This window comes from Variovorax paradoxus, from assembly GCA_016806145.1.
In the GTDB taxonomy this organism is placed as follows: Bacteria; Pseudomonadota; Gammaproteobacteria; order Burkholderiales; family Burkholderiaceae_C; genus Variovorax.
The window spans coordinates 3,734,802-3,754,947 of sequence record CP063166.1; the positions used below are offsets into that span (position 1 = coordinate 3,734,802).

Genomic DNA, 20,146 nt, shown 5'->3' on the forward strand with positions numbered 1-20,146 from the left:
CCCTTTGTCCCTCGAACCGAGGCCCGTTGCCATCGTTGCACGGCGCCCTTGCCTTACCCGAAAGTCCGTGGCGTGAACGTGACCAGCCTGCTCGACCCCCTCCTGATCGCCGAACTGGTCGCCCTCGGCCTCGGCACCGGTTTTCTCGCGGGCCTGCTCGGCATCGGCGGCGGCATGGTGATGGTGCCCTTCATCACGATCATCATGGGCCACCGCGGCGTGCCGGCCGACCTCGCGGTGAAGATGGCGATCGCGACCTCGATGGCCACCATCATCTTCACCTCGGTGTCGAGCGTGCGCGCGCACCACAAGCGCGGCGCGGTGCGCTGGGACATCGTCAAGCGCCTCGCGCCCGGCATCGTGATCGGCAGCCTCGTGGGCAGCCTCGGCATCTTCGCGCTGCTCAAGGGCACGGCGCTGGCGATCGTGTTCGCGCTGTTCGTGGGCTTCTCGGCCACGCAGATGTTCCTCGACCGCAAGCCCAAGCCCACGCGCCAGATGCCGGGCACCGCGGGCCAGCTCGGCGCCGGTGGCGCCATCGGCCTGGTCTCGGGCCTGGTCGGCGCGGGCGGCGGCTTCATCAGCGTGCCCTTCATGACCTGGTGCAACATCTCGATCCACAACGCGGTCGCCACCAGCGCCGCGCTGGGCTTCCCGATCGCGGTGGCCAACGTGGCCGGCTACGTGATCAGCGGCCAGACGGTGCAGGGCCTGCCGGCCGGCTCCTTCGGCTACATCTGGCTGCCCGCGCTCGCGGTGATCGCCGTGTGCAGCGTGCTGACCGCGCCGCTGGGCGCCCGGGCCGCGCACAACCTGCCGGTGAAGAAGCTCAAGCGCGTGTTCGCGAGCATCCTGTACCTGCTCGCGGCCTACATGCTCTGGAAGGGCCTGCGCGGCTGAGCGCGCGGCCCTCTTCCGCTCTCCCTTCCTCGATGACGCGACGCGCCCGCCCGGCGCGCCGTGCGCTTGCGCGCGCCGCAGTTTTTCTCAACCAGCGCCAGCAAATCTCGATGGTTCGGGCCGGCCGAAAGCCGGACCATTCCGTTCATGCCAACCACACGAGGAACGGACATGAGCAAGAGACTTTCGGTCGCCATCATCGGCGCCGGCATGGGCGGCCTGGCCACGGCCGCGGCGCTGCGCCGCGTCGGCATCGACGTCATGGTCTACGAACAGGCCGAGAAATTCACCCGCCTGGGCGCGGGCATCCAGATCGGCTGCAACGCGATGCAGGTGCTGCGCGGCCTGGGCCTCGAGGCGCGCATGCGCGCCGAGGCCTTCTACCCGCGCTCGTGGAACAACAAGGACGCCTACACAGGCGAGGTGCGCTTCGACATGATCTTCGGCGAGACCGCCGAGCGGAAGTTCGGCGCGCCCTACCTGCTCGCGCACCGCGGCGACCTGCATGCCGCGCTGCACAGCGCGGTGCCCGACGAATTCATCCGCCGCGGCCACAAGCTCGCGGGCTTCTCGCAGGGCGACGGCGGCGTCGAGCTGCGCTTCGCCAACGGCGCCACCGTGCATGCCGACGCGGTGGTGGCGGCCGACGGCGTGCACTCGCTGGTCAAGGACCAGCTGTTCGGCAGGTCCGAGCCCAACTTCACGGGCCGCATCGCCTACCGCACCACCTTCTCCGCGGCGCTGCTCGGCGGCCAGGAGATCGACCAGTGCACCAAGTGGTGGGGCAAGGACCGCCACATCGTCATCTACTACGTCAAGCCCGACCGCAGCGAGGTCTACTTCGTGACCAGCCAGCCCGAGCCCGGCTTCCGGCTCGAGTCGTGGTCGACCAAGGGCGACATCCACGCGCTGCGCGAGGCCTTCGCCGACTTCCATCCGCAGGTGCGCCACGTGCTGCAGTCGTGTCCCGAGGTCCACAAGTGGGCGCTGGTCGACCGCGATCCGCTGCCGCGCTGGAGCGAGGGCAACATCACGCTGCTCGGCGATGCCTGCCATCCGATGACGCCCTACATGGCGCAGGGCGCGGCGATGGCGATCGAGGATGCGGCGGTGCTCTCGCGCTGCCTCCAGGGCACCGACCGCGACGGCGTGGCCGAGGCCTTCCAGCGCTTCGAGGCCACGCGCAAGCCGCGCACCTCGAAGGTCCAGCTGACCTCGCGCACCAACACCTGGCTGCGCGATCCGCAGGACGCCGACTGGGTCTACGCCTACGACGCCTGGAACGCGCCGCTGGCCGAGGCGGCCGTGGCCTGAAGGGAGCGACGACATGGCAGACAAGACCCCCACCTCGGCGAAGTTCCAGCGCGGGCTCGCCACGCGCAAGGCGGTGCTCGGCGCGGAATACGTCGAGAAGTCGATCGCCGAGGCCGACGACTTCAGCTGGCCGATGCAGCAGCTCACCACCGAGTACTGCTGGGACGAGATCTGGAACCGCCCGGGCCTGGACCGGCGCAGCCGCAGCCTGCTGAACCTCGGCATGATCAGCGCGCTCAACCGGCCGCACGAGCTGCGGCTGCATGTGCGCGGCGCGATCAACAACGGCATCACGCCCGCCGAGCTGCAGGAGGTGTTCCTGCAGGTCGCCATCTACTGCGGCGTGCCCGCGGCGCTCGACAGCCTGCGCAACGCGCGCGAGGTGCTCAAGGAGATGAAGCTCGTCTGAAGCTTCGCCCTTTAAAAAACATCGGAGACAACGCAATGGACAACCAGGCAATGCTGAGCCGCCGCGCGCTGCTCGCGCTCGCGGCCGCGTCGATGGGCACGCCGGCGCTCGCGCAGCCGGCCGCGTCACGCGGCAAGGTCACGAAGATCCTCGTGGGCTTTCCGCCGGGCCAGGCCACCGACATCGTGGCGCGGCTGATGGCCGAGAAGATGCAGGCCGTGACGGGCGAGAACTACATCGTCGACAACAAACCGGGCCAGGGCGGCAGCATCGCGATGGGCCAGCTCGCGAAGTCGCCCAACGACGGCTCGGTGATGATGCTCACGCACATGTCGGCCGTGGCCACCAACCCGCACCTCTACCGCAGCGTGCCTTACGACTCGCTCAAGGACTACGAAGCGGTGGGCCTGGTCGGCGACCTGCCCTTCGTGCTGGTGTGCCACCCCTCGCTGCCCTTCACCGACGCGCAGGGGCTGGTGGCCTATGCCAAGGCCAACCCGGGCAAGCTCACCAATGCCTCGTCGGGCAACGGCACGGTGTCGCACCTCGCGATGGAGGAGCTCAAGCGGCGCGCGGGCATCGACATCGTGCACGTGCCCTACAAGGGCAGCGCGCCGGGCCTGACCGACGTGGTCGCGGGCAATGTCTCGCTGGCGCTCGAGACCGCGGCCGGCGTGCAGGCCTTCGTGCAGGGCGGCAAGCTGCGCGCGCTCGGCGCGGCCACCGCGAGCCGGCTCGACGCGCCGCTGGCCGTGCCCACATTGATCGAGCAGGGCTTCGCCGACTTCCGCGCCTCGACCTGGCTGATGCTGCTCTACCCGGTCGGCACCTCGAAGACGCTGGTGGCCTCGACCCACGAGGCGATCGCCAAGGCCATGCGCAAGCCCGAGGTGGAGCGGCGCATGCGCAGCATCGGCGCGCTGCCGCGCTACAGCGCCAGCCCCGAGGAAGCCGCGGCCTACGTCGCCAGCGAATTCAAGAGCTGGGGCGAGCTGGTGCGCCGCAGCGGCGTGCAGATGGACTGAGCGGCGCGCTCAGGACGCCGGGGCCTGCGAGCGCAGCCATTGCTGCATCGAGGCCTCGGTGTCGCTGCCCTCGCGCACCAGCCATTCGCAGAAGCTCTCGGTCACCGGGTCGGCATGGGCCGTGCTCGCGAAGTAGCGCCGCTGCTTGGCGGCCAGCACGCCGAAGGGCGCGCACAGCCGGCCCGCGATGATGTCGTCGAAGGCGAGGAACAGCGGCACCAGCGCGAGGCCCAGCCCGTCGATCGCGGCCTGCAGCGCGAAGTACATCTGCTCGAAGCGGATCGCGCCGCCGGGCTTGAGCCCGGCCACGCCGGCCGCCGCGAGCCAGTCCTCCCAGGCATAGGGCTCGGTGGCGAAGCTCACGAGCGTGTGCGCGGCCAGGTCGCGCGGCGCGCGCAGCCGGCCGCCGTCGAGCAGGTCCACATGGCACACCGGCAGGATCAGCTCGCTCATGAAGGGCCGCGACACGCAATGCGGCGGCGGCTCGAGCGCGCCCGCGATCGCGATGTCGTAGCGGCCCTCGTCGAAGTTGACCGGTGCCAGCAAGGTGGTGAGCCGCAGGTCGACCTCGGGCCGCCTGCGCTGGAAGGCCGGCAGGCGCGAGAGCAGCCAGCGCATGGTGAAGGTCGGCGGCGCGTTGATGCGCAGCGCGGTCGGCACCGCCTGCTCGCGCAGCTGCATCGAGGCCACCGCCACGCGGTCGAGCGTGGCCGTCAACTCCGCGAGATAGAGGCGCCCGGCCTCGGTCAGCGCGAGCTGCGAGGAGGTGCGACGGAACAGCGGCACGCCCAGCCATTCCTCGAGCAGCGCGACCTGGCGGCTGATGGCACCGTTGGTCACGCTCAGCTCTTCCGCGGCGCGCGTGAAGCTCACGTGCCGGCCCGCGGCCTCGAAGGCGCGGATCGCGTTCAGGGGTGGAAGTTTTCTCGACATGGCGGGGCGACTGTAGGCCGCGACGGGTGCAAGCGGGTTGCGTTTTTCTCAACGGGCTTCAGTTTTACTCGGTGGTGGCGCCTGGGGAAAGGGCCGAGACTGGCGCCCTCATGACGACCACCCAGCACCTCTTCCTGCCGAGCGCGGCCTGCCGCGTCGCGGTCCATATCGACGGCCCCGCGGACGGCCCCGTGGTGCTGCTCGCGCACGCGATCCTGTCTTCGTCGGTGCTGTGGCACCGCCAGGCCGGGTGGCTGGCCGCCGAGGGCTGGCGCGTGCTGCGGCCCGACACGCGCGGCCATGGCCAGTCGGAGGCGCCCTCACCGCCATCACTGCCCTGGCGCATGGGCGACCTGGCGCGCGACGTGGTCGAGATCCTCGATGCGCTCGACATCCGCGCGGCGCACTACGTCGGGCTCTCGCTCGGCGGCATGTGCGGCTTCGCGCTGGCCGAACGGCATCCCGAGCGCCTGGCCAGCCTGTGCCTGTGCGACTGCCGCGCCGACGCGCCCGCGGCCTTCGCGCAGCCCTGGGACGAACGCATCGCGCTCGTCGAGGCCCAGGGCTGCGAAGCGCTCGCGGGCCCGACCATCGAGCGCTGGCTGGGCCGCGATTTCATCGCCGCCCATCCGGCCGAGGCGCAGGCGCTGCATGCGGCCGCGGCCGGCACCTCGCGCGCGGGCATGGTCGGCTGCGCGCGCGCGATCCAGCAACTCGACCACCGCGCGGCCGCGCGCGCCATCCGCGTGCCCACGACCCTGGTCGTCGGCGCCAACGATGCCGCGCTGCCCGATGCGATGCGCGAGCTGCAGGCCGAGATTCCCGGCGCACGCCTCGAGGTCATTCCCGACGCGGGCCACCTGCCGAACATCGACCAGCCCGAGCACTTCGATGCCGCGATGCGGGCCCACCTCGAGCGCGCACGCCGGACGGCCTGAAACAGCGTCCGCCTCTTCTCGAGGCCTACTGCACGCGCTGCTGCCGCCACTCGCGCGGCGAGCAGCCGAAGCGCTCCTTGAACGCGCGGCTGAAATGCGCCGCGTCGTTGAAGCCGCGGCCATAGGCGATCTCGGCCACGGGCCGGCCGGCCAGGCGCGGCTCGAGCAGGTCGCGGCTGCAGGCCTCGAGCCGGCGCTCCCAGATGTACTGCGCGGGCGTCAGCGGTTCGCTCTTGAAGACGCGGTGGATCTGGCTGGCCGACACGCCGAGCTCGGCCGCGAGACTGCCCACCGACAGCGCGGGATCACCGAGCTGTTCCTCGATGCGCCGCTTCACGCGCGCGAGGTGGTAGGCCGTGAGGCTGCTGAGCGAGGGCGCGCTGGCGGCCGGCAGGGTCTGCAGCCCCGCCACCAGGATGTTCTGCACGCCATTGGCCACCGCCAGCGCCGAGGCCGGCTGCAGCGTCTCGATGTCCTCGCGCAGGGTGCGGATCATGCCCAGCAGCAGGTGGCCCGCGCCCTGGCGGCCCGACACGGTGGTGGCCGTCAGCGCCTGCGTCTCGCGCAGCTCGCTGCGCAGCCGGTCGCCGGGCAGCTTGAGCACGATCTGCTCGAAGCGGTCTTCGAACAGCAGCTGGTAGGGCCGCGTGCTGTCGTAGAGCGCGAAGTCGCCGGCCTCGAGCACCGCGTCGCGCCCGTCCTGGCGCACCACGCCGCGGCCCTGGGCCTGGATGCTCACGAGGAAGTAGTCGTCGCCCGAGCGCGCGATGTGGCCCGAGGTGCGCAGCACCTTCTGCGGGCCCGAGCGCACCACCGACACGTCGAGCCCGGGCAGCGTGTGCTGGCGGATGCTGCCCTCGAAGTCCTCGGACTCGTCGGGCCGCACGGGATCGCAACCGAGCTGCACATAGACGTTGCAGATCATGTCGGTCCAGTAGGCCAGCCGCTGCGATCGCGCAACGGCATCGGTGCTGAGCAGCGTGTTCATCGGTGGCATCTCGAAAAACGGGAATCGGCGGGCATGCAACGCAGGAACAAGAACGCCGCAAGTTGCGGTCAAGGCGTTCGCAGGCGGCGAATTTACGCTTCAAGCAACCCGCATGCCACCGCGCAAACCCGCGCCGGAGCAAGGCGGCGAATCCACGTTCTCCACCGAAAGGCCCCGCCATGCCCACCACCGTTCACCCCAAGCTCCGCGTCGCCGCCGTGCAGGCCGCGCCCGTGTTCCTCGACCTCGACGGCACCATCGACAAGACCATCGCCCTGATGGCGCAGGCCGCCGCGCAAGGCGTGAAGCTGATCGCCTTTCCCGAGACCTGGATCCCCGGCTACCCGTGGTGGATCTGGCTCGACTCGCCGGCCTGGGGCATGCAGTTCGTGCAGCGCTACCACGACAACTCGCTGGTGATCGGCTCGGCCGAGTTCGAGCGCCTGCAGGCGGCCGCGCGCCAGCATTCGATCTGGCTCTCGTTCGGCTTCAGCGAGAAGGCCGCGGGCAGCCTCTACATCGCGCAGGCGCTGATCGACGACCAGGGCCAGGTGGCGCAGACGCGCCGCAAGCTCAAGCCCACGCACGTGGAGCGCACCGTGTTCGGCGAAGGCGACGGCGCCGACCTGCACGTGGTGCCCACCGCCATCGGCAACATCGGCTCGCTGTGCTGCTGGGAACACCTGCAGCCGCTGAGCAAGTACGCGATGTACTCGCAGAACGAGCAGATCCACTGCGCGGCCTGGCCCAGCTTCTCGCTCTACCGCGGCGCGGCCAACGCGCTGGGCGCCGAGGTCAACAATGCCGCGAGCCAGGTCTATGCGGTCGAGGGCGGCTGCTTCGTGCTCGCGCCCTGCGCCACGGTGTCGAAGGCGATGAGCGAGCTGATGTGCACCGACGCCGGCAAGCAGCAGATGCTGGGCGTGGGCGGCGGCCATGCGCGCATCTACGGGCCCGACGGCTCGGCCCTGGGCACGCCGCTGCCCGAGACCGAGGAAGGCCTGGTGATCGCCGACATCGACCTCGGGATGATCTCGCTCGCGAAGGCCGCGGCCGATCCGAGCGGCCACTACTCGCGCCCCGACGTCACGCAGCTGCTGCTCAACAAGACGCGCCGCGAACCCGTGGTGGTGCAGCTCACGCCCGTGCCGGAAGGCAACGCGGCCGAGCCGGTCGAGGCCTGAGCGCGCACGAAGGAGCCGCGCCATGGAATCCGCCATCGACGAGCACCTGAAGTGCCCGCGCACGCGCACCCGCCGCGTGGAGGACGACTACACACCGCCCTACCCCGTCTGGTCGGCGCGCGCCGACCGCGCGGTCACGCAGGTGGTGATGGGCTACTTCGGCGTGCAGTCGCTCGGCGCCGCGCAGCAGGGCCGCGCCTGCGCCGCGCTGATGCGCATCGCGCGCGACTTCGCGCGGCCCGACGGCCCGCTGCACCACGACCTCACGCACTATGTCGATGCCGAGGGCCACGACAACATGATCGCGATCGCCTACTGGACCGATCCGGCGGCCTTCGCGCGCTGGAGCGCGACGCCCGAGATCGACGACTGGTGGCAGTCGGACGAGCGGCTGCACGAGGGCCTGGGCTACTTCCGCGAGATCGTGTCGCCGCGCGTGCAGCACTTCGAGACCATGTTCAACACGCCCGACCGGCTCGAGGGCATCGGCGTGGCCATGGGCCGCGTGAGCGGCGAGCTGCAGGAGCATGGCTACTGGGGATCGATGCGCGACCGCATCCCGCTGTCGCAGACCGATCCGATGTCGCCCTCGGGCACGCGCGCCGCGATCGGCGACGCGCCCGCGCCGGGCCGGCGTGTGCGCATCGCGGGCCATGAACACGTCGCGATGATCCGCTCGGGCCAGGAATGGACCGACACCACCGGCCAGGAGCGCACGCTCTATCTCGAGGAGATGGAGCCGGTGCTGCGCGAGGGCATGGACTTCCTGCGCGACCAGGGCCTGGCGATCGGCTGCTACAGCAACCGCTACATGCGGCACCTCGATGCGCGCGGCGCGCCGCTGCAGAAGTCCTTCGGCCTGAGCTTCTGGCGCTCGCTGGCCGACATGGAGCGCTGGGCCGAATCGCATCCGACCCACGTGGCGATCTTCGGCAGCTTCATGCGCTATGTGCAGGCGCTGAACTTCCAGCTGCAGCTGCGCGTGTACCACGAGGTGTCGGTGCTCAAGGCCGACGAGCAGCGCTACGAATACATCAACTGCCATGCACGCACGGGATTGATGAACGGCATGGGTTGAGAGCGCCGCATGACGGATGCCTTAGGATTCGCGCCCCGAACCCTAGGACCCCGATCATGTGGCGCGAATTCGAAAGCCTCGTCGAAAGCTCGATGAAGGAATGGAAGATCCCTGGGCTCGCGCTCGCGGTGATCGAGGATGGCGAGGTCTCGCTGCTGAAGGGCTACGGCGTGCGCGACCTGCGCGGCAACGAGCCCGTGACCGCCGACACGCAGTTCCTGCTGTGCTCGATCACCAAGTCGTTCACCGCGGCCGGGCTCGGCCTGCTGGTCGACGAGGGCCGGCTCGCCTGGAGCCGGCCGGTGCGCGAGGTCATTCCGGAGTTCCGGCTGCACGATGCGGTGGCGACCGCGCAGCTCACGGTGCGCGACCTGCTGAGCCACCTCAGCGGCCTGCCGCGCCACGACTGGCTGCACATGCCGGCCGACCTGACGAGCGCGCAGATGCTGCCACTGCTGCGCCACCTGGTGCCGAGCCGCGAACTGCGCGAGGCCTTCCAGTACTCGAACCTCGGCTACATGGTCGCGGGCATCGTGATCGAACGCATCAGCGGCAAGGGCTGGCAGGACTTCGTGACCGAGCGGCTGCTGAAGCCGCTGGGCTTCACGCACTACGGCTTCGGCATCGACGCGCTGGTCGCGGCCGCCGATGCGGCCCGACCGCACACCATGGTCGAGGGCGATCCCGTGCCCGCGCAGCTGTGGCCGGTGCCGACGGCCGCGGGCGGCGGGCTCAATGCCAGCGCCGCCGATCTCGCGAAGTGGATGCGCTGCCTGCTCGACGAAGGCCGCGTGGGCGACACGCCGCTGCTGTCGGCCAGGACGGTGCGCGAGATGGGCATGCCGCGCGCCTGGATGTCGCGCTCCGAGCATGCCGAGATCGGCGATTCGCACTACGGCCTGGGCCTGTTCTGCGAGAACTACCGCGGCGAGCGCACGCTCGCGCATTCGGGCTCGTGGTTCGGCTGGGCCACGCTGATGACCGTGGTGCCGTCGCGCCGCGCGGGCGTGGCGGTGCTGACCAACCGCGCGCCGGGCGCCGTGCCCTCGATCCTCACCTTCGCGGCGCTCGACCGCATCGCGGGCCGAGAGCCGGTCGACTGGTTCCAGCGGCTGCTCGCGAAGCGCCGCGCCGACCTGGTCCAGCAGCGGGTCGACGACAAGGCACGCACCGACCGGCGCCGCACCGGCACGCAGCCCAGCCATGCGCTCGCGGAGTACGCGGGGCGCTACGAACATCCGGCCTACGGCCGCATCGAGATCGCGCACGAGGGCGACCACCTCGCCTGGCACTGGCGCGGTGCCGCCGGCACGCTCACGCACTGGCACTACGACATGTTCGTCACGCCGGACCGGCCGACGGTGTTCCACCCCGACAACCTTGCGCTGAGCTTTCTCTACGACCGCGCGGGCCGCATCGACCGCATCGCGGTGCCCTTCGAGCCGATGGTGGAGGACATCGTGTTCAGGCGCGCGAAGGACGCGCCCGAGGCCTAGAGGAAACTAGGCGAACAAGCCCTTGTGCTCGCCGCGCAGCAGCGCCTTCTGCACCTTGCCCATGGTGTTGCGCGGCAGCTCCGGCACGATGAAGCAGCGCTTGGGGATCTTGAAGTTCGCGAGCTTGGCCTTGAGCTCGGCCACGATCGCGTCGCCATCGAGCGTGGCGCCGGGCTTGGCGATGACGATCGCCACGCCGACCTCGCCGAAGTCGGGATGCGGCACGCCGACCACCGCGCTCTCGGCCACGCCGGCCATCTCGTTGATGTAGCCCTCGATCTCGGCCGGATAGACGTTGTAGCCGCCGCTGATGATCAGGTCCTTGCTGCGCCCGACGATGGTGATGTAGCCGCGGCCGTCGATCTTGCCCACGTCGCCGGTCTTGAAGAAACCGTCGGCCGTGAACTCCTCCTGCGTCTTCTCGGGCATGCGCCAGTAGCCCGCGAACACGTTGGGACCGCTGACCTCGATGCCGCCGATCTCGTCGGTGGTGCAGTCGCGGCCCTGGTCGTCGCGCACGCGCAGCTGCACGCCCGGCAGCGCGAAGCCGACGGTGCCGCCGCGGCGCTCGCCCTGCTCGGGGCGGTAGGGGTTCGAGGTCAGCATGATGGTCTCGCTCATGCCGTAGCGCTCGAGGATGGTGTGGCCGGTGCGCTCGCGCCATTCGTCGAAGGTCTCGATCAGGAGCGGCGCCGAACCCGCGACGAACAGGCGCATGTTGCGCACCGCCTCGCGCGTGAGGCCGGGCTCGGCCAAGAGGCGCACGTAGAGCGTGGGCACGCCCATGAACACGGTGGCTTCGGGCAGCTTCGCGGCGATGCGCTTGGGATCGAACTTGGAGAACCAGAGGATCTTGCTGCCGTTGAGCAGCGCGCCATGCAGCGCCACGAACAGACCGTGCACATGGAAGATCGGCAGCGCGTGGATCAGCACGTCGCCCTCGGTCCAGCCCCAGTAGTCCTTGAGCACCTCGGCATTCGACAGCAGGTTGCCGTGCGTGAGCATCGCGCCCTTGCTGCGGCCGGTGGTGCCGCTGGTGTAGAGGATCGCGGCCAGGTCGTCGGCCGACTTCACGGCCGGCTTGTGCACGTCGCTGCAGCCGGCCGCGACCTCGAGCAGGGTGCCGCTGCGGTCGTCGTCGAGCGTGAACACGTGGCGGGTGCCGGCGGCCGTGGTCAGCGGCGCCACCCAGGCCGCGTTGCGGCTGGTGCAGACCACCACGGCGGGCTCGGCGTTGCCGATGAAGTACTCGATCTCGGCGCTCTGGTAGGCGGTGTTGAGCGGCAGGAACACATAGCCCGCGCGCAGGGTCGCGAGGTACAGCAGCATCGCCTCGACCGACTTCTCGACCTGCACCGCGATGCGCGCGCCCTTCTCGAGCTTCAGCGCGTCGAGCAGGTTGGCGATCATCGCGCTCGCGCGGTCGAGGTCGCGCCACGAGTACGCGAGGCCGTTGTCGGTCTCGACCGCGATGGCATCGAGGTCGGCGGGAAAGGCCGCGCGCAGGGCGGCGAACAGGTTGGCGTTGGCGGTCTTCTTCATCGGTCGGACTTCACAGGAAACGAAAGGCGGGTCAGAAATCGGGCGCGCGCTTGGCGAGGAAGGCGGCGATGCCTTCGCGGTGCTCGGCCGAGTCGGCGTAGTCGTAGGCGGTGGCGACCAGCGCTTCGACCGGCTCCACCTCGGGCGGCGCGGTGTTGGCGCCGGTCACGGCATGGTGCAGCACGGCGAAGGTGCGCTTGTGCATGCGCGCGGTCTGCGGCGCGAGCCGCGCGATGCGCGCCGCATGCGCCTCGGCCGCGGCGGCCACCTCGGCATCGGGCAGCACCGACAGCAGGAAGCCCGCGTGGTACAGGCGCGTGGCGTCGTGCACGCCGGCGGCCAGCAGCATGTCGCGCGCCAGCGTGTCGCCGATGGCGCCATGCACCAGCGCGGCCTCGCGCGGCGCCATCGGAAAACCGAGCTTCGCGATCGGCGCGCCGAACTTCGACGCGGCGCCCGCGAGGCGGATGTCGCAGCAGCTCGCGATCTCGATGCCCGCGCCCATGCAGGCGCCCTCGATCTGCGCGACCAGCGGCACGGGGCAGTCGAGCAGCGCCTGCAGCGCGGCCCAGACCTCGTTCTCGTGGAATTCGCGCAGGCTCGCGGCCTCGAAGCGGAACGACGGGTATTCGGAGATGTCGCCGCCCGCGCAGAAGGCGCCGCCCTCCCCGCGCACGATCACGCAGCGCAGCGCCGGATCGGCGGCGAGGCCGGCCGCCAGCACGCGCAGCTCGCGCCACATCGCGCGCGTCATCGCATTCAGGCGTGCCGGGTTCGACAGCGTGAGGAACGCGAGCGCGCCCTCGCGGCGCAGGCCGACGCTGCCCGCGCTCATTCGAGCTTGGCGCCCGAGGCCTTGACCACGGCGGCCCAGCGCTTGATCTCCGAATTGACGAAGCCGCCATACGCGGCCATGGTCAGGTTCGGGATCTCGGAGCCGTTCTGCGCCCAGATGGCCTTGAGCTCGTCGCTCGCGAGCGATTTCTTCATGTCCTCGACCACCTTGGCCTGCACGTCGGCCGGCGTGCTCTTGGGCGTCCACAGGCCGTACCAGGTGGTCACGGTGTAGTCGGGCAGGCCCACCTCGGCCGCGCAGGGCACGTCGGGAAACGCCGGGTTGCGCTTCGCGCCCGCGACCATCAGCGCCTTGATGCGGCCGCTCTTGATGTGCTGCGCCGAGGAGCCGAGGCCGTCGAACATCAGGTCGACGTTGCCCGAGATCAGGTCGGCCAGCGCCGGGCCCGCGCCGCGGTACGGGATGTGGGTGATGAAGGTGCCGGTCTGGATCTTGAACAGCTCGCCCGCGAGGTGGTGCGAGGTGCCCGCGCCGGCCGAGCCGTAGTTGAACTTGCCGGGGCTGCGCTTCACCAGCGCGATGAATTCCTGGATGGTCGTGGCGGGCACGCGCTTCGGATTGACCACCACCACCTGCGGCACGTTGGCCAGCAGCATCAGCGGCACGAAGTCCTTCTCGATGTCGTAGTCGAGCTTGGGATAGATCGAGGGCGCGATCGCATGGTGCACCGCGCCCATGAACAGCGTGTAGCCGTCGGCCGGCACCTTGGAGGCGATGCTCGCGCCCAGCGTGCCGCCCGCGCCGCCGCGGTTGTCGATCACCAGGGTCTGGCTCGTGAGCTTGGCGAACTGGCCCGACAGCGGACGCGCGAAGGCGTCGGTGCCGCCGCCGGCCGGGAACGGCACGATCATGTTGACCGGCTTGGTCGGCCAGTTGCTCTGCGCGGTCGCGGCGCCGCCGCACAGAACCGCCGCGCCCGCAGCCGCCAGGCGCAACACGTCGCGCCGCTGAAAACTCTGGTTCATCTGTCTCATCTCCTGTCGTTGTGGATCGCCGCGGATGCGACGGCCGGCGCTGTGTGCGCCGGACTTGGGGCCCGGTCAGGCCTTCTTGAAAAACAGACTGTCGACGTCTCCCGACACGGCCACCTTGCCTTGCGCGAGCCAGTCGCGGTGCCGGTCGAGACGCTTGAGATCGTAAAGGTAGTTCACCATGAGGCCATAGGACTGCTTCTGTCCCTTGGGCGACGGATCGCCGGCCCAGTTGAGGCGCTCGACGCGCGCGCCGTTGCCCAGGTGGAAGCGCGCGACCGGATCGGCCGGCGTGCCGTCGACCAGCGAGCGGCCCAGATACTCGGCCGCGCACTGCAGCAGCCACTGGCGCAGCGGCGACTTGGCGTCCAGGCTCGCGGCGGCATCGACCGCGGCCAGCAGCCGGTCGGCCGTGGGCGGCAGCGAGCCCACGAGGCGGCCGATCTCGGCGGCGCGCTTCTCGTCGAGGCGCGCGACCATGTCGGGCGCGTTCTTCGCGAGCCAGGTGCGAAAGCCCGGGATCGGCGACAGCGTGGCGAAGGTCTTGAGCCGCGGCAGTTCGTCCTGCAGGGTCTCGACCACGCGCTTGATCAGCGAGTCGCCGAAGCTCACGCCGCGCAGGCCGTTCTGCGTGTTGCTGATCGAATAGAAGATCGCGGTGGTGGCGCGCGCCGGCGGCACCGGCACGGCCGTCTCGTCGAGCAGCGGCGTGATGCCGTCGCTCACGCGGTCGACCAGCGCCACCTCGACGAAGATCAGCGGCTCGTTGGGCAGCCGCGGATGGAAGAAGCCGTAGCAGCGGCGGTCGCTGTCGTCGAGCCGGTTCTTCACGTCGTTCCAGCTCTTGATGTCGTGCACCGCCTCGTAGCGGATCAGCTTCTCGATCAGCGAGGCCGGCGAGTTCCAGTCGATGCGGCGCAGCTCGAGGAAAGCGACGTCGAACCAGGTCGAGAACAGCTGCTCGAGCTCGGCGTCGAGCGCGAGCAGGCGGCGGTCGCCCTTGAGGCCGGGCAGCAGCTCGGCGCGCAGGTCGACCAGGAAGCGCATGCCCGCGGGCTCGACCGCGAAACGCTGCAAGAGGCGCATGCGCGGCGACACCAGCGCGCGGCGCAGCTTGAGCTCGGCCTGGCCCTCGTCGGGCGTGCCGACGGCGGCCTGGTGCTGGTCGCGCGCGGTCTTGAGCTTTTGCGCGTCGGCGGCGAAGTGCTCGCTCATCAGCGCCCAGAAATCGCGCCGCTCCTCGGGCGTGGCGGCAGCGTATTCGACCGCGATGGCATGGGCGCGGCGGCCGCCCTCGACCTCGCTCACGCGCGGGTCGATCACCGATTGCATGGCGGCCAGCACGCGGCGCAGCGCGCGCGGCGACAGCGCCTCGTCGGCCTTGCGCAGGGTGGCCTCGAGCCGCTCGGCGGTGGTGCGGGCGCTGGGCTTGGGGGCCGACTTGGCGGCGGCCTTCGCGGGGGCATCGGAAGCCACCGGCACCTTGCGTTCGTTCTTGTCGCCCGTGCGCAATCGCGCCTGGAACCATTCGGTCGCACTCATCGTGGATGCACTCCCATGCAGAAAGAAAAAGACGAGAAAGAGGTGGCGGCGCGCCTCATGGCATGACCCGCGATTTCTGCTGGTTGCGCATCACCTCGCGCAGCGCCTCGCGCTGGCGCGTCATGTGGGTGCGCATCGCGGCATCGGCGCCTTCGCTGTCGCGCGCCTTGAGCGCCGCGAACACCGCGAGATGCTCCGACAGGCTCTGCTCGAGCCGCCCCGGCGCATGCAGCTGCTGCTGGCGCGCGAGCTTGAGGATCTTGCGCAGGTCGCCGATCACCTGGGCCAGCCACTTGTTGTCGGCCAGCTGGATGATGGCCTCGTGGATCAGGTGGTTGGTGGCGTAGTAGTCGTTGATGCGCTTGGCCTTGGCGTGGCGCACCAGCCGCTCGTGCAGGGCGTCGAGCTCGTGCAGCTCGGCATCGCTGGCGTTGCGCGCCGCCTCGAAGGCGCAGCGGCCCTCGAGCAGCGCGATGACCGGGAAGATCTCGTCGAGGTCGCGCTCGGTCACCTCGCGCACGAAGCAGCCGCGGCGCGGCTCGTGGCGCAGCAGGCCTTCGGCCGTGAGCACCTTGAGCGCCTCGCGCAACGGCGTGCGCGAGATCGACAGTCGCTCGCACAGCGCGACCTCGTCGACGAAGCTGCCGGGCGCCAGGGTGCCGTCGAAGATCTGCTCGCGCAGCGTGGTGGCGACTTCGTCGTGCAGGGAGTTGTGGACCAGGCGCATGGCGGGTTCGATCGCGTAATTTCCTGTAATTACGCGTAATTCTGAGCCCGGACGCGAAGCAGCGCAAGGGCCGCGCGTGAAACGCGGGGCTCCGGACTTACCCTGGTCAGACGATAGCTTGCGTGGCCGGCGGTGCGGCACGCGGCAGATGAAGGAAGCGCGGGACGGGGCGCTGCCCCCTCCCCGGCTCCCCGTGCGGCGTCAGGCCTTGCTCGCCACCGGCACGGCCTGCTCGCGGCGCGAGGCCCAGACCCACAGCGCGATGCCGCCCAGGATCATCGGCACGCAGAGCCACTGGCCCTGGCTCAGGTCGAGGGCGCGCAGGCCCAGCTCGTTGCCCGGGTGGGCAAAGATCTTGTCGGGCTCGCGGAAGAATTCGGCGATGAAACGGAAGATGCCGTAGCCCACCAGGAAAGCGGCCGACACCTGGGCCTGCTTGCGCGGCTTGCGCGCGTAGAGCCACAGCAGCACGAACAGCAAGAGCCCCTCGAGCAGGAACTGGTAGACCTGCGAGGGATGGCGCGGCAGCATCGAGCCGCTCTGCGGGAACACCATGCCCCAGGGCAGGTCGGGGCTGCTGAAGCGGCCCCAGAGTTCGCCGTTGATGAAGTTGCCAACGCGCCCCGCCGCGAGGCCGGTGGGCACGCAGGGCGCGACGAAGTCCATCACCTGCCAGAACGGCCGCGCACGCGAACGCGCGAACCAGACCATGGCCGCGATCACGCCGAGCATGCCGCCGTGGAAGCTCATGCCGCCCTCCCAGACCTTGAAGATCTCGAGCGGGTTGAACAGGTAGAACTCGGGCCGGTAGAACAGGCAGTAGCCGAGCCGGCCGCCGACGATGACGCCGACCACGCCGAGGAACAGGATGTCCTCGATGTCCTTGCGCTGCCAGGCACCTGCGCCCACGAGGCTGCGGTAGGGCTCGTGCTTCAGCCGCAGCGTGCCGAGGAAATAGAACAGCGCGAAGGCCGCCAGGTAGGTCAGGCCGTACCAGTGGATGGCGATCGGCCCGAGCTGCAGGGCGATGGGATTGATCTGCGGATACATGAGCATCCGCGGATTGTGCCCGCGCCGCATGACGCGGCCGGGGGCGTGGGGGCATCCCCTCGCGCGGGCCTCAGTGCCTGAACTTCCACCACACCGCGCCAGCGACGGCGGCCGGCACGGCGAACACCAGCAGGAAGATCGGCAGCTCCTCGGCCACGCTGTAGCCGGCCTCGATCACCCCCACCGCCATGTTGATGCCGGCGCCGACGAACCAGGCCGGCACGAACCACATCGCGGCCGTGCTCAGGGCCGCGTCGCCGCTGCCGCCGAGCACGCGGCCGGCCAGCAGGAACAGGGCCAGCAGCACGAAGCCGCTGCCCATCACGATGAGCGTATGCATCGCTTGCCTGGTGCGATGCGTCAGCGCGTGGTGTAGCCGCCGTTGGCGAAGATGGTCTGGCCGGTGATCCACCAGCCCTCGGTGACCAGGAAGCGCACGATCGGCGCGATGTCCTCGATGTCGGTCAGGCCCTTCTTCGAGTACTTGCTGAGCGCGGCGGCGCTGCTGTGGTAGTCCACCGCCTCCTTGCTCTCCTGGCCGTAGAAGAACGGCGTGTCCATCGGGCCCGGGCCGATCGCGTTGACCGAGATGCCGCGCTCGCCGAACTCCTTGGAGGCGGCGCGCGTGTAGTGCTCCACCGCGGCCTTCGAGCCCGGGTAGATCGCGTAGTACGGCGTGTAGGCCGCGAGCAGCGAACTCACGATCGTGACGATGCTGCCGCCCTCGGCCAGCGTGCGGCCGGCCTGCTGGATGAAGAAGAAGGCGGCCTTGGCATTGGCGTCGAAGCTCTTGTCGTAGTCGGCTTCGGTGACCTCGAGGATCGGCTTCTTGATGACCACGCCCGCGGTGTTGATCGCGATGTCGACCTGGCCGAACTGCTTGACGGCTTGGTCGAACAGCTCGACGTTGTTCTCGACCACCGCGAGGTCGCCCTGCACCAGCAGGGTGTCGGCGCCCTTGGCCTGGAGCGCCGCGGCCGTCTTCTCGGCATCGGCGCGCGAGCTGTCGCTGTTGTAGTGGATGGCGACGCCGCGCACGCCCCCGTCGACCAGCTGCTGCGCGACGAGCGCGCCGAGGTTCTTGCCGCCGCCGGCGATGACGGCGACCTTGTTCTTCAATGTGCGTGCGGACATGGGGATCTCCTGGATTGAAAGCCATTGATGTGTGACACGAGGCGCAGTGTATTGATCGCCAGACGACCGATAAATAGGCAATTCGAGGCTAGACTGTTCGGAAATCCACGAACAATCGCCGGACCGCCGCCGGTGCCCTTCCATGGACCGCATCGACCTCCTCCAGGTCTTCCTGCGCGTGGCCGAATCCGGCAGCTTCACGCGCGCCGCCGACCGGCTCGGCCTGCCGCGCGCCACCATCTCGACCGCGGTGCAGCAGCTCGAGGCGCGGCTGGGCTCGCGGCTGCTCCACCGCACCACGCGGCGCGTGGGCCTCACGCCCGACGGCGAGGTGCTGCTCGAGCGCGCCCGCGCGCTGGTGGCCGACATGGACGACCTCGAGCAGCAGTTCCTGCCTTCGCACGGCAGCGTGGGCGGGCGGCTCAAGGTCGACGTGCCCAGCCGCATCGCGCGGCTGCTGATCGCGCCCGCGCTGCCGGACTTCTTCGCGCGCCATCCGGCGCTCGAGCTCGAACTCGGCTCGAGCGACCGCGCGGTCGACCTGGTGCACGAGGGCGTGGACTGCGCGCTGCGCGTGGGACCGCTGGCGAGCAGCAGCCTGGTGGCGCGGCCGCTCGGCCACTTCACGCTGGTCAACTGCGCGAGCCCGGCCTACCTCGCGCGGCACGGCACGCCGCGCACGACGGCCGAGCTGCCGCAGCACCTGGCGGTGAACTACGCCTCGCCGACCAGCGGCCGCGCGGCGCCCTGGGAATGGCGGCGCGACGGCGAGACCGCCTCGCTGCGCATGCGCAGCCAGGTGACGGCCAACAACGCCGAGACCTACATCGCCTGCGCGCTCGCGGGCCTGGGGCTGATCCAGATCCCGCTGTACGACGTGCGAACGCACCTCGCGGCCGGCGAGCTGGTCGAGCTCATGCCCGATGCGCGCGCCGAACCGCTGCCGGTGCACCTGGTGTTTCCGCACCGGCGCAACCTGTCGCGACGCATGCAGGCCTTCGCGGGCTGGCTCGAGACGCTGCTGGCCCCGGCCCTCGACGGGCCGCCGCCCTCTTCCGCCGCTACGTCGCGCCGCGCGCGGCCGCCGGCTGGCGCTCCCGCACGAACGCGATGAAGCGCTCGAGCGCCGGGTTGGCGGCCTCGGCCGGCCACACCAGGCTGGTCTCGCAGCGCGGCAGCGCCGGCGCGGCACGGCGCCGGCCCGCGGGCGCGAACTCGTCGGCGCCCCGGTAGACCACGCCCGCGCGGCGGAACTGCGTGACGCTCTCGGGCACCCAGGCCACGCCGATGCCGCCCGAGACCAGGTTGACGATGGTCTGCATCTGGATCGCCTCCTGCGCCAGCTGCGGCACGCGCCCGGCCGCGTGATAGAGCGCGAAGACCGCGTCGTGCAGCGAAGGCACGATGCGGCGCGGAAAGATCACCAGCGGCTCGGCCAGCACCTCGGCCAGCGGCAGTTGCCCGGCGCTCGCGAGCGCATGCCGCTGCGGCAGCGCCAGCACCAGCGGCTCCTGCGATACCGCGAGCCGCGCCAGCCCCGGCGGCGCGGCACCGGGCGAATGCAGCATCAGGCCGGCATCGATCTCGCCGCGCGCGAAGGCCTCGAGCTGCACGTCGCCCGTGGCCTCGACCAGCTCGAGCGCCACCTCGGGACACAGCACGCGGAACTCGCGCACCCAGTCGGGCAACTGCTCGAAGCCGACGGTCGAGACGAAGGCAATGCGCACCCGGCCCACCTGCCCGGCCGCGGCCGCGCGGGCGCGCGCCGGCAGCGCCTGGGCGCGCGCCAACAGCTCGCGCACGTCGGGCAGCAGCGCCTCGCCGGCCGGCGTGAGCGCGACCCGGCGCCGCGTGCGGTCGAACAGCACCACGCCCAGGGTCTTCTCGAGCTGGGCGATGGCCTGCGTGACCGGCGGCTGGGTCATGTGCAGGCGCTGGGCGGCGCGGCCGAAATGCAGCTCCTCGGCCACGGCCACGAACTGGCGCCAGGCCCGCAGGTCGATCAGGCTTTCATTCATATGCCAAGCATATCAATCAAGCTCCCAAAATGGATTGGAAG

The 20,146-nt window shown here is 70.3% G+C and carries 20 protein-coding genes; 9 read left to right on the forward strand and 11 right to left on the reverse strand.

Annotated elements, in window-relative coordinates; translation table 11 throughout:
- Positions 1-78: 78 nt before the first annotated feature.
- The 4 genes from INQ48_17480 (at position 79) to INQ48_17495 (ending at position 3,648) form a co-directional block, all read left to right on the forward strand.
- Positions 79-900 carry a sulfite exporter TauE/SafE family protein gene (locus INQ48_17480; GenBank protein QRF60778.1) on the forward strand — a complete coding sequence of 274 codons (822 nt, stop codon included), beginning with the start codon at positions 79-81 and terminating at the stop codon, positions 898-900.
- A 171-nt stretch (positions 901-1,071) separates the two neighbouring features.
- Positions 1,072-2,214 (forward strand): FAD-dependent monooxygenase, encoded by a 1,143-nt coding sequence (locus INQ48_17485; protein ID QRF55210.1) that lies wholly within the window; start codon positions 1,072-1,074, stop codon positions 2,212-2,214.
- A gap of 13 nt (positions 2,215-2,227) precedes the next feature.
- On the forward strand, positions 2,228-2,623 hold the full coding sequence (locus INQ48_17490) for a carboxymuconolactone decarboxylase family protein (protein QRF55211.1): 396 nt from the start codon (positions 2,228-2,230) through the stop codon (positions 2,621-2,623).
- 35 nt (positions 2,624-2,658) lie between these two features.
- Positions 2,659-3,648, forward strand: coding sequence for a tripartite tricarboxylate transporter substrate binding protein (locus tag INQ48_17495; protein ID QRF55212.1), 990 nt, complete (start codon positions 2,659-2,661; stop codon positions 3,646-3,648).
- Between the two features lie 9 nt (positions 3,649-3,657).
- Here INQ48_17495 and INQ48_17500 read toward each other — a convergent pair whose 3' ends face one another.
- On the reverse strand, positions 3,658-4,581 hold the full coding sequence (locus INQ48_17500) for a LysR family transcriptional regulator (protein QRF55213.1): 924 nt from the start codon (positions 4,579-4,581) through the stop codon (positions 3,658-3,660).
- A 110-nt stretch (positions 4,582-4,691) separates the two neighbouring features.
- Here INQ48_17500 and INQ48_17505 point away from each other — a divergent pair, with 110 nt between their 5' ends.
- Complete coding sequence (locus INQ48_17505) at positions 4,692-5,519, forward strand: alpha/beta fold hydrolase (protein ID QRF55214.1); 828 nt, start codon at positions 4,692-4,694, stop codon at positions 5,517-5,519.
- 25 nt (positions 5,520-5,544) lie between these two features.
- Here INQ48_17505 and INQ48_17510 read toward each other — a convergent pair whose 3' ends face one another.
- On the reverse strand, positions 5,545-6,507 hold the full coding sequence (locus tag INQ48_17510; GenBank protein ID QRF55215.1) for a helix-turn-helix domain-containing protein: 963 nt from the start codon (positions 6,505-6,507) through the stop codon (positions 5,545-5,547).
- A gap of 179 nt (positions 6,508-6,686) precedes the next feature.
- Between INQ48_17510 and INQ48_17515 the strand changes: the two genes are divergently transcribed.
- From INQ48_17515 to INQ48_17525, 3 genes are read left to right on the forward strand one after another with little or no spacing between them, the layout of a single operon-like run.
- On the forward strand, positions 6,687-7,691 hold the full coding sequence (locus tag INQ48_17515; protein QRF55216.1) for a carbon-nitrogen hydrolase family protein: 1,005 nt from the start codon (positions 6,687-6,689) through the stop codon (positions 7,689-7,691).
- 22 nt (positions 7,692-7,713) lie between these two features.
- On the forward strand, positions 7,714-8,769 hold the full coding sequence (locus INQ48_17520) for a phenylacetaldoxime dehydratase family protein (protein QRF55217.1): 1,056 nt from the start codon (positions 7,714-7,716) through the stop codon (positions 8,767-8,769).
- Between the two features lie 56 nt (positions 8,770-8,825).
- The gene (locus INQ48_17525) at positions 8,826-10,265 is read left to right on the forward strand and encodes a serine hydrolase (GenBank protein QRF55218.1); all 1,440 of its coding nucleotides are present in this window, start codon (positions 8,826-8,828) and stop codon (positions 10,263-10,265) included.
- 6 nt (positions 10,266-10,271) lie between these two features.
- On the opposite strand, the gene INQ48_17530 is transcribed toward INQ48_17525, so the two are convergent.
- The 8 genes from INQ48_17530 to INQ48_17565 all read right to left on the reverse strand — a co-directional run bounded on the left by INQ48_17530 (position 10,272) and on the right by INQ48_17565 (position 18,087).
- Positions 10,272-11,807, reverse strand: a complete 1,536-nt coding sequence (locus INQ48_17530; protein QRF55219.1) for a malonyl-CoA synthase — start codon at positions 11,805-11,807, stop codon at positions 10,272-10,274.
- Positions 11,808-11,838: 31 nt separating this feature from the next.
- Positions 11,839-12,642: an enoyl-CoA hydratase/isomerase family protein gene (locus tag INQ48_17535; GenBank protein QRF55220.1), complete on the reverse strand. Its 804-nt coding sequence runs from the start codon at positions 12,640-12,642 to the stop codon at positions 11,839-11,841.
- Positions 12,639-13,628, reverse strand: a complete 990-nt coding sequence (locus INQ48_17540) for a tripartite tricarboxylate transporter substrate binding protein (GenBank protein ID QRF55221.1) — start codon at positions 13,626-13,628, stop codon at positions 12,639-12,641. The genes INQ48_17535 and INQ48_17540 overlap by 4 nt, the downstream gene beginning before the upstream one ends.
- A gap of 75 nt (positions 13,629-13,703) precedes the next feature.
- Positions 13,704-15,176 carry a malonyl-CoA decarboxylase gene (locus INQ48_17545; GenBank protein ID QRF55222.1) on the reverse strand — a complete coding sequence of 491 codons (1,473 nt, stop codon included), beginning with the start codon at positions 15,174-15,176 and terminating at the stop codon, positions 13,704-13,706.
- Positions 15,177-15,231: 55 nt separating this feature from the next.
- The gene (locus INQ48_17550) at positions 15,232-15,903 is read right to left on the reverse strand and encodes a GntR family transcriptional regulator (GenBank protein ID QRF55223.1); all 672 of its coding nucleotides are present in this window, start codon (positions 15,901-15,903) and stop codon (positions 15,232-15,234) included.
- 201 nt (positions 15,904-16,104) lie between these two features.
- On the reverse strand, positions 16,105-16,959 hold the full coding sequence (locus INQ48_17555; GenBank protein ID QRF55224.1) for a prolipoprotein diacylglyceryl transferase: 855 nt from the start codon (positions 16,957-16,959) through the stop codon (positions 16,105-16,107).
- 64 nt (positions 16,960-17,023) lie between these two features.
- Positions 17,024-17,293 (reverse strand): hypothetical protein, encoded by a 270-nt coding sequence (locus INQ48_17560; protein QRF55225.1) that lies wholly within the window; start codon positions 17,291-17,293, stop codon positions 17,024-17,026.
- Positions 17,294-17,313: 20 nt separating this feature from the next.
- A complete protein-coding gene (locus INQ48_17565) occupies positions 17,314-18,087 on the reverse strand; it encodes an SDR family oxidoreductase (GenBank protein ID QRF55226.1) in 774 nt (257 codons plus the stop codon).
- 142 nt (positions 18,088-18,229) lie between these two features.
- Here INQ48_17565 and INQ48_17570 point away from each other — a divergent pair, with 142 nt between their 5' ends.
- The gene (locus INQ48_17570) at positions 18,230-19,201 is read left to right on the forward strand and encodes a LysR family transcriptional regulator (protein QRF55227.1); all 972 of its coding nucleotides are present in this window, start codon (positions 18,230-18,232) and stop codon (positions 19,199-19,201) included.
- Here the strand turns inward: INQ48_17570 and INQ48_17575 are convergent.
- Positions 19,149-20,105 (reverse strand): LysR family transcriptional regulator, encoded by a 957-nt coding sequence (locus INQ48_17575; protein ID QRF55228.1) that lies wholly within the window; start codon positions 20,103-20,105, stop codon positions 19,149-19,151. The genes INQ48_17570 and INQ48_17575 overlap by 53 nt on opposite strands.
- Positions 20,106-20,146 lie beyond the last annotated feature (41 nt).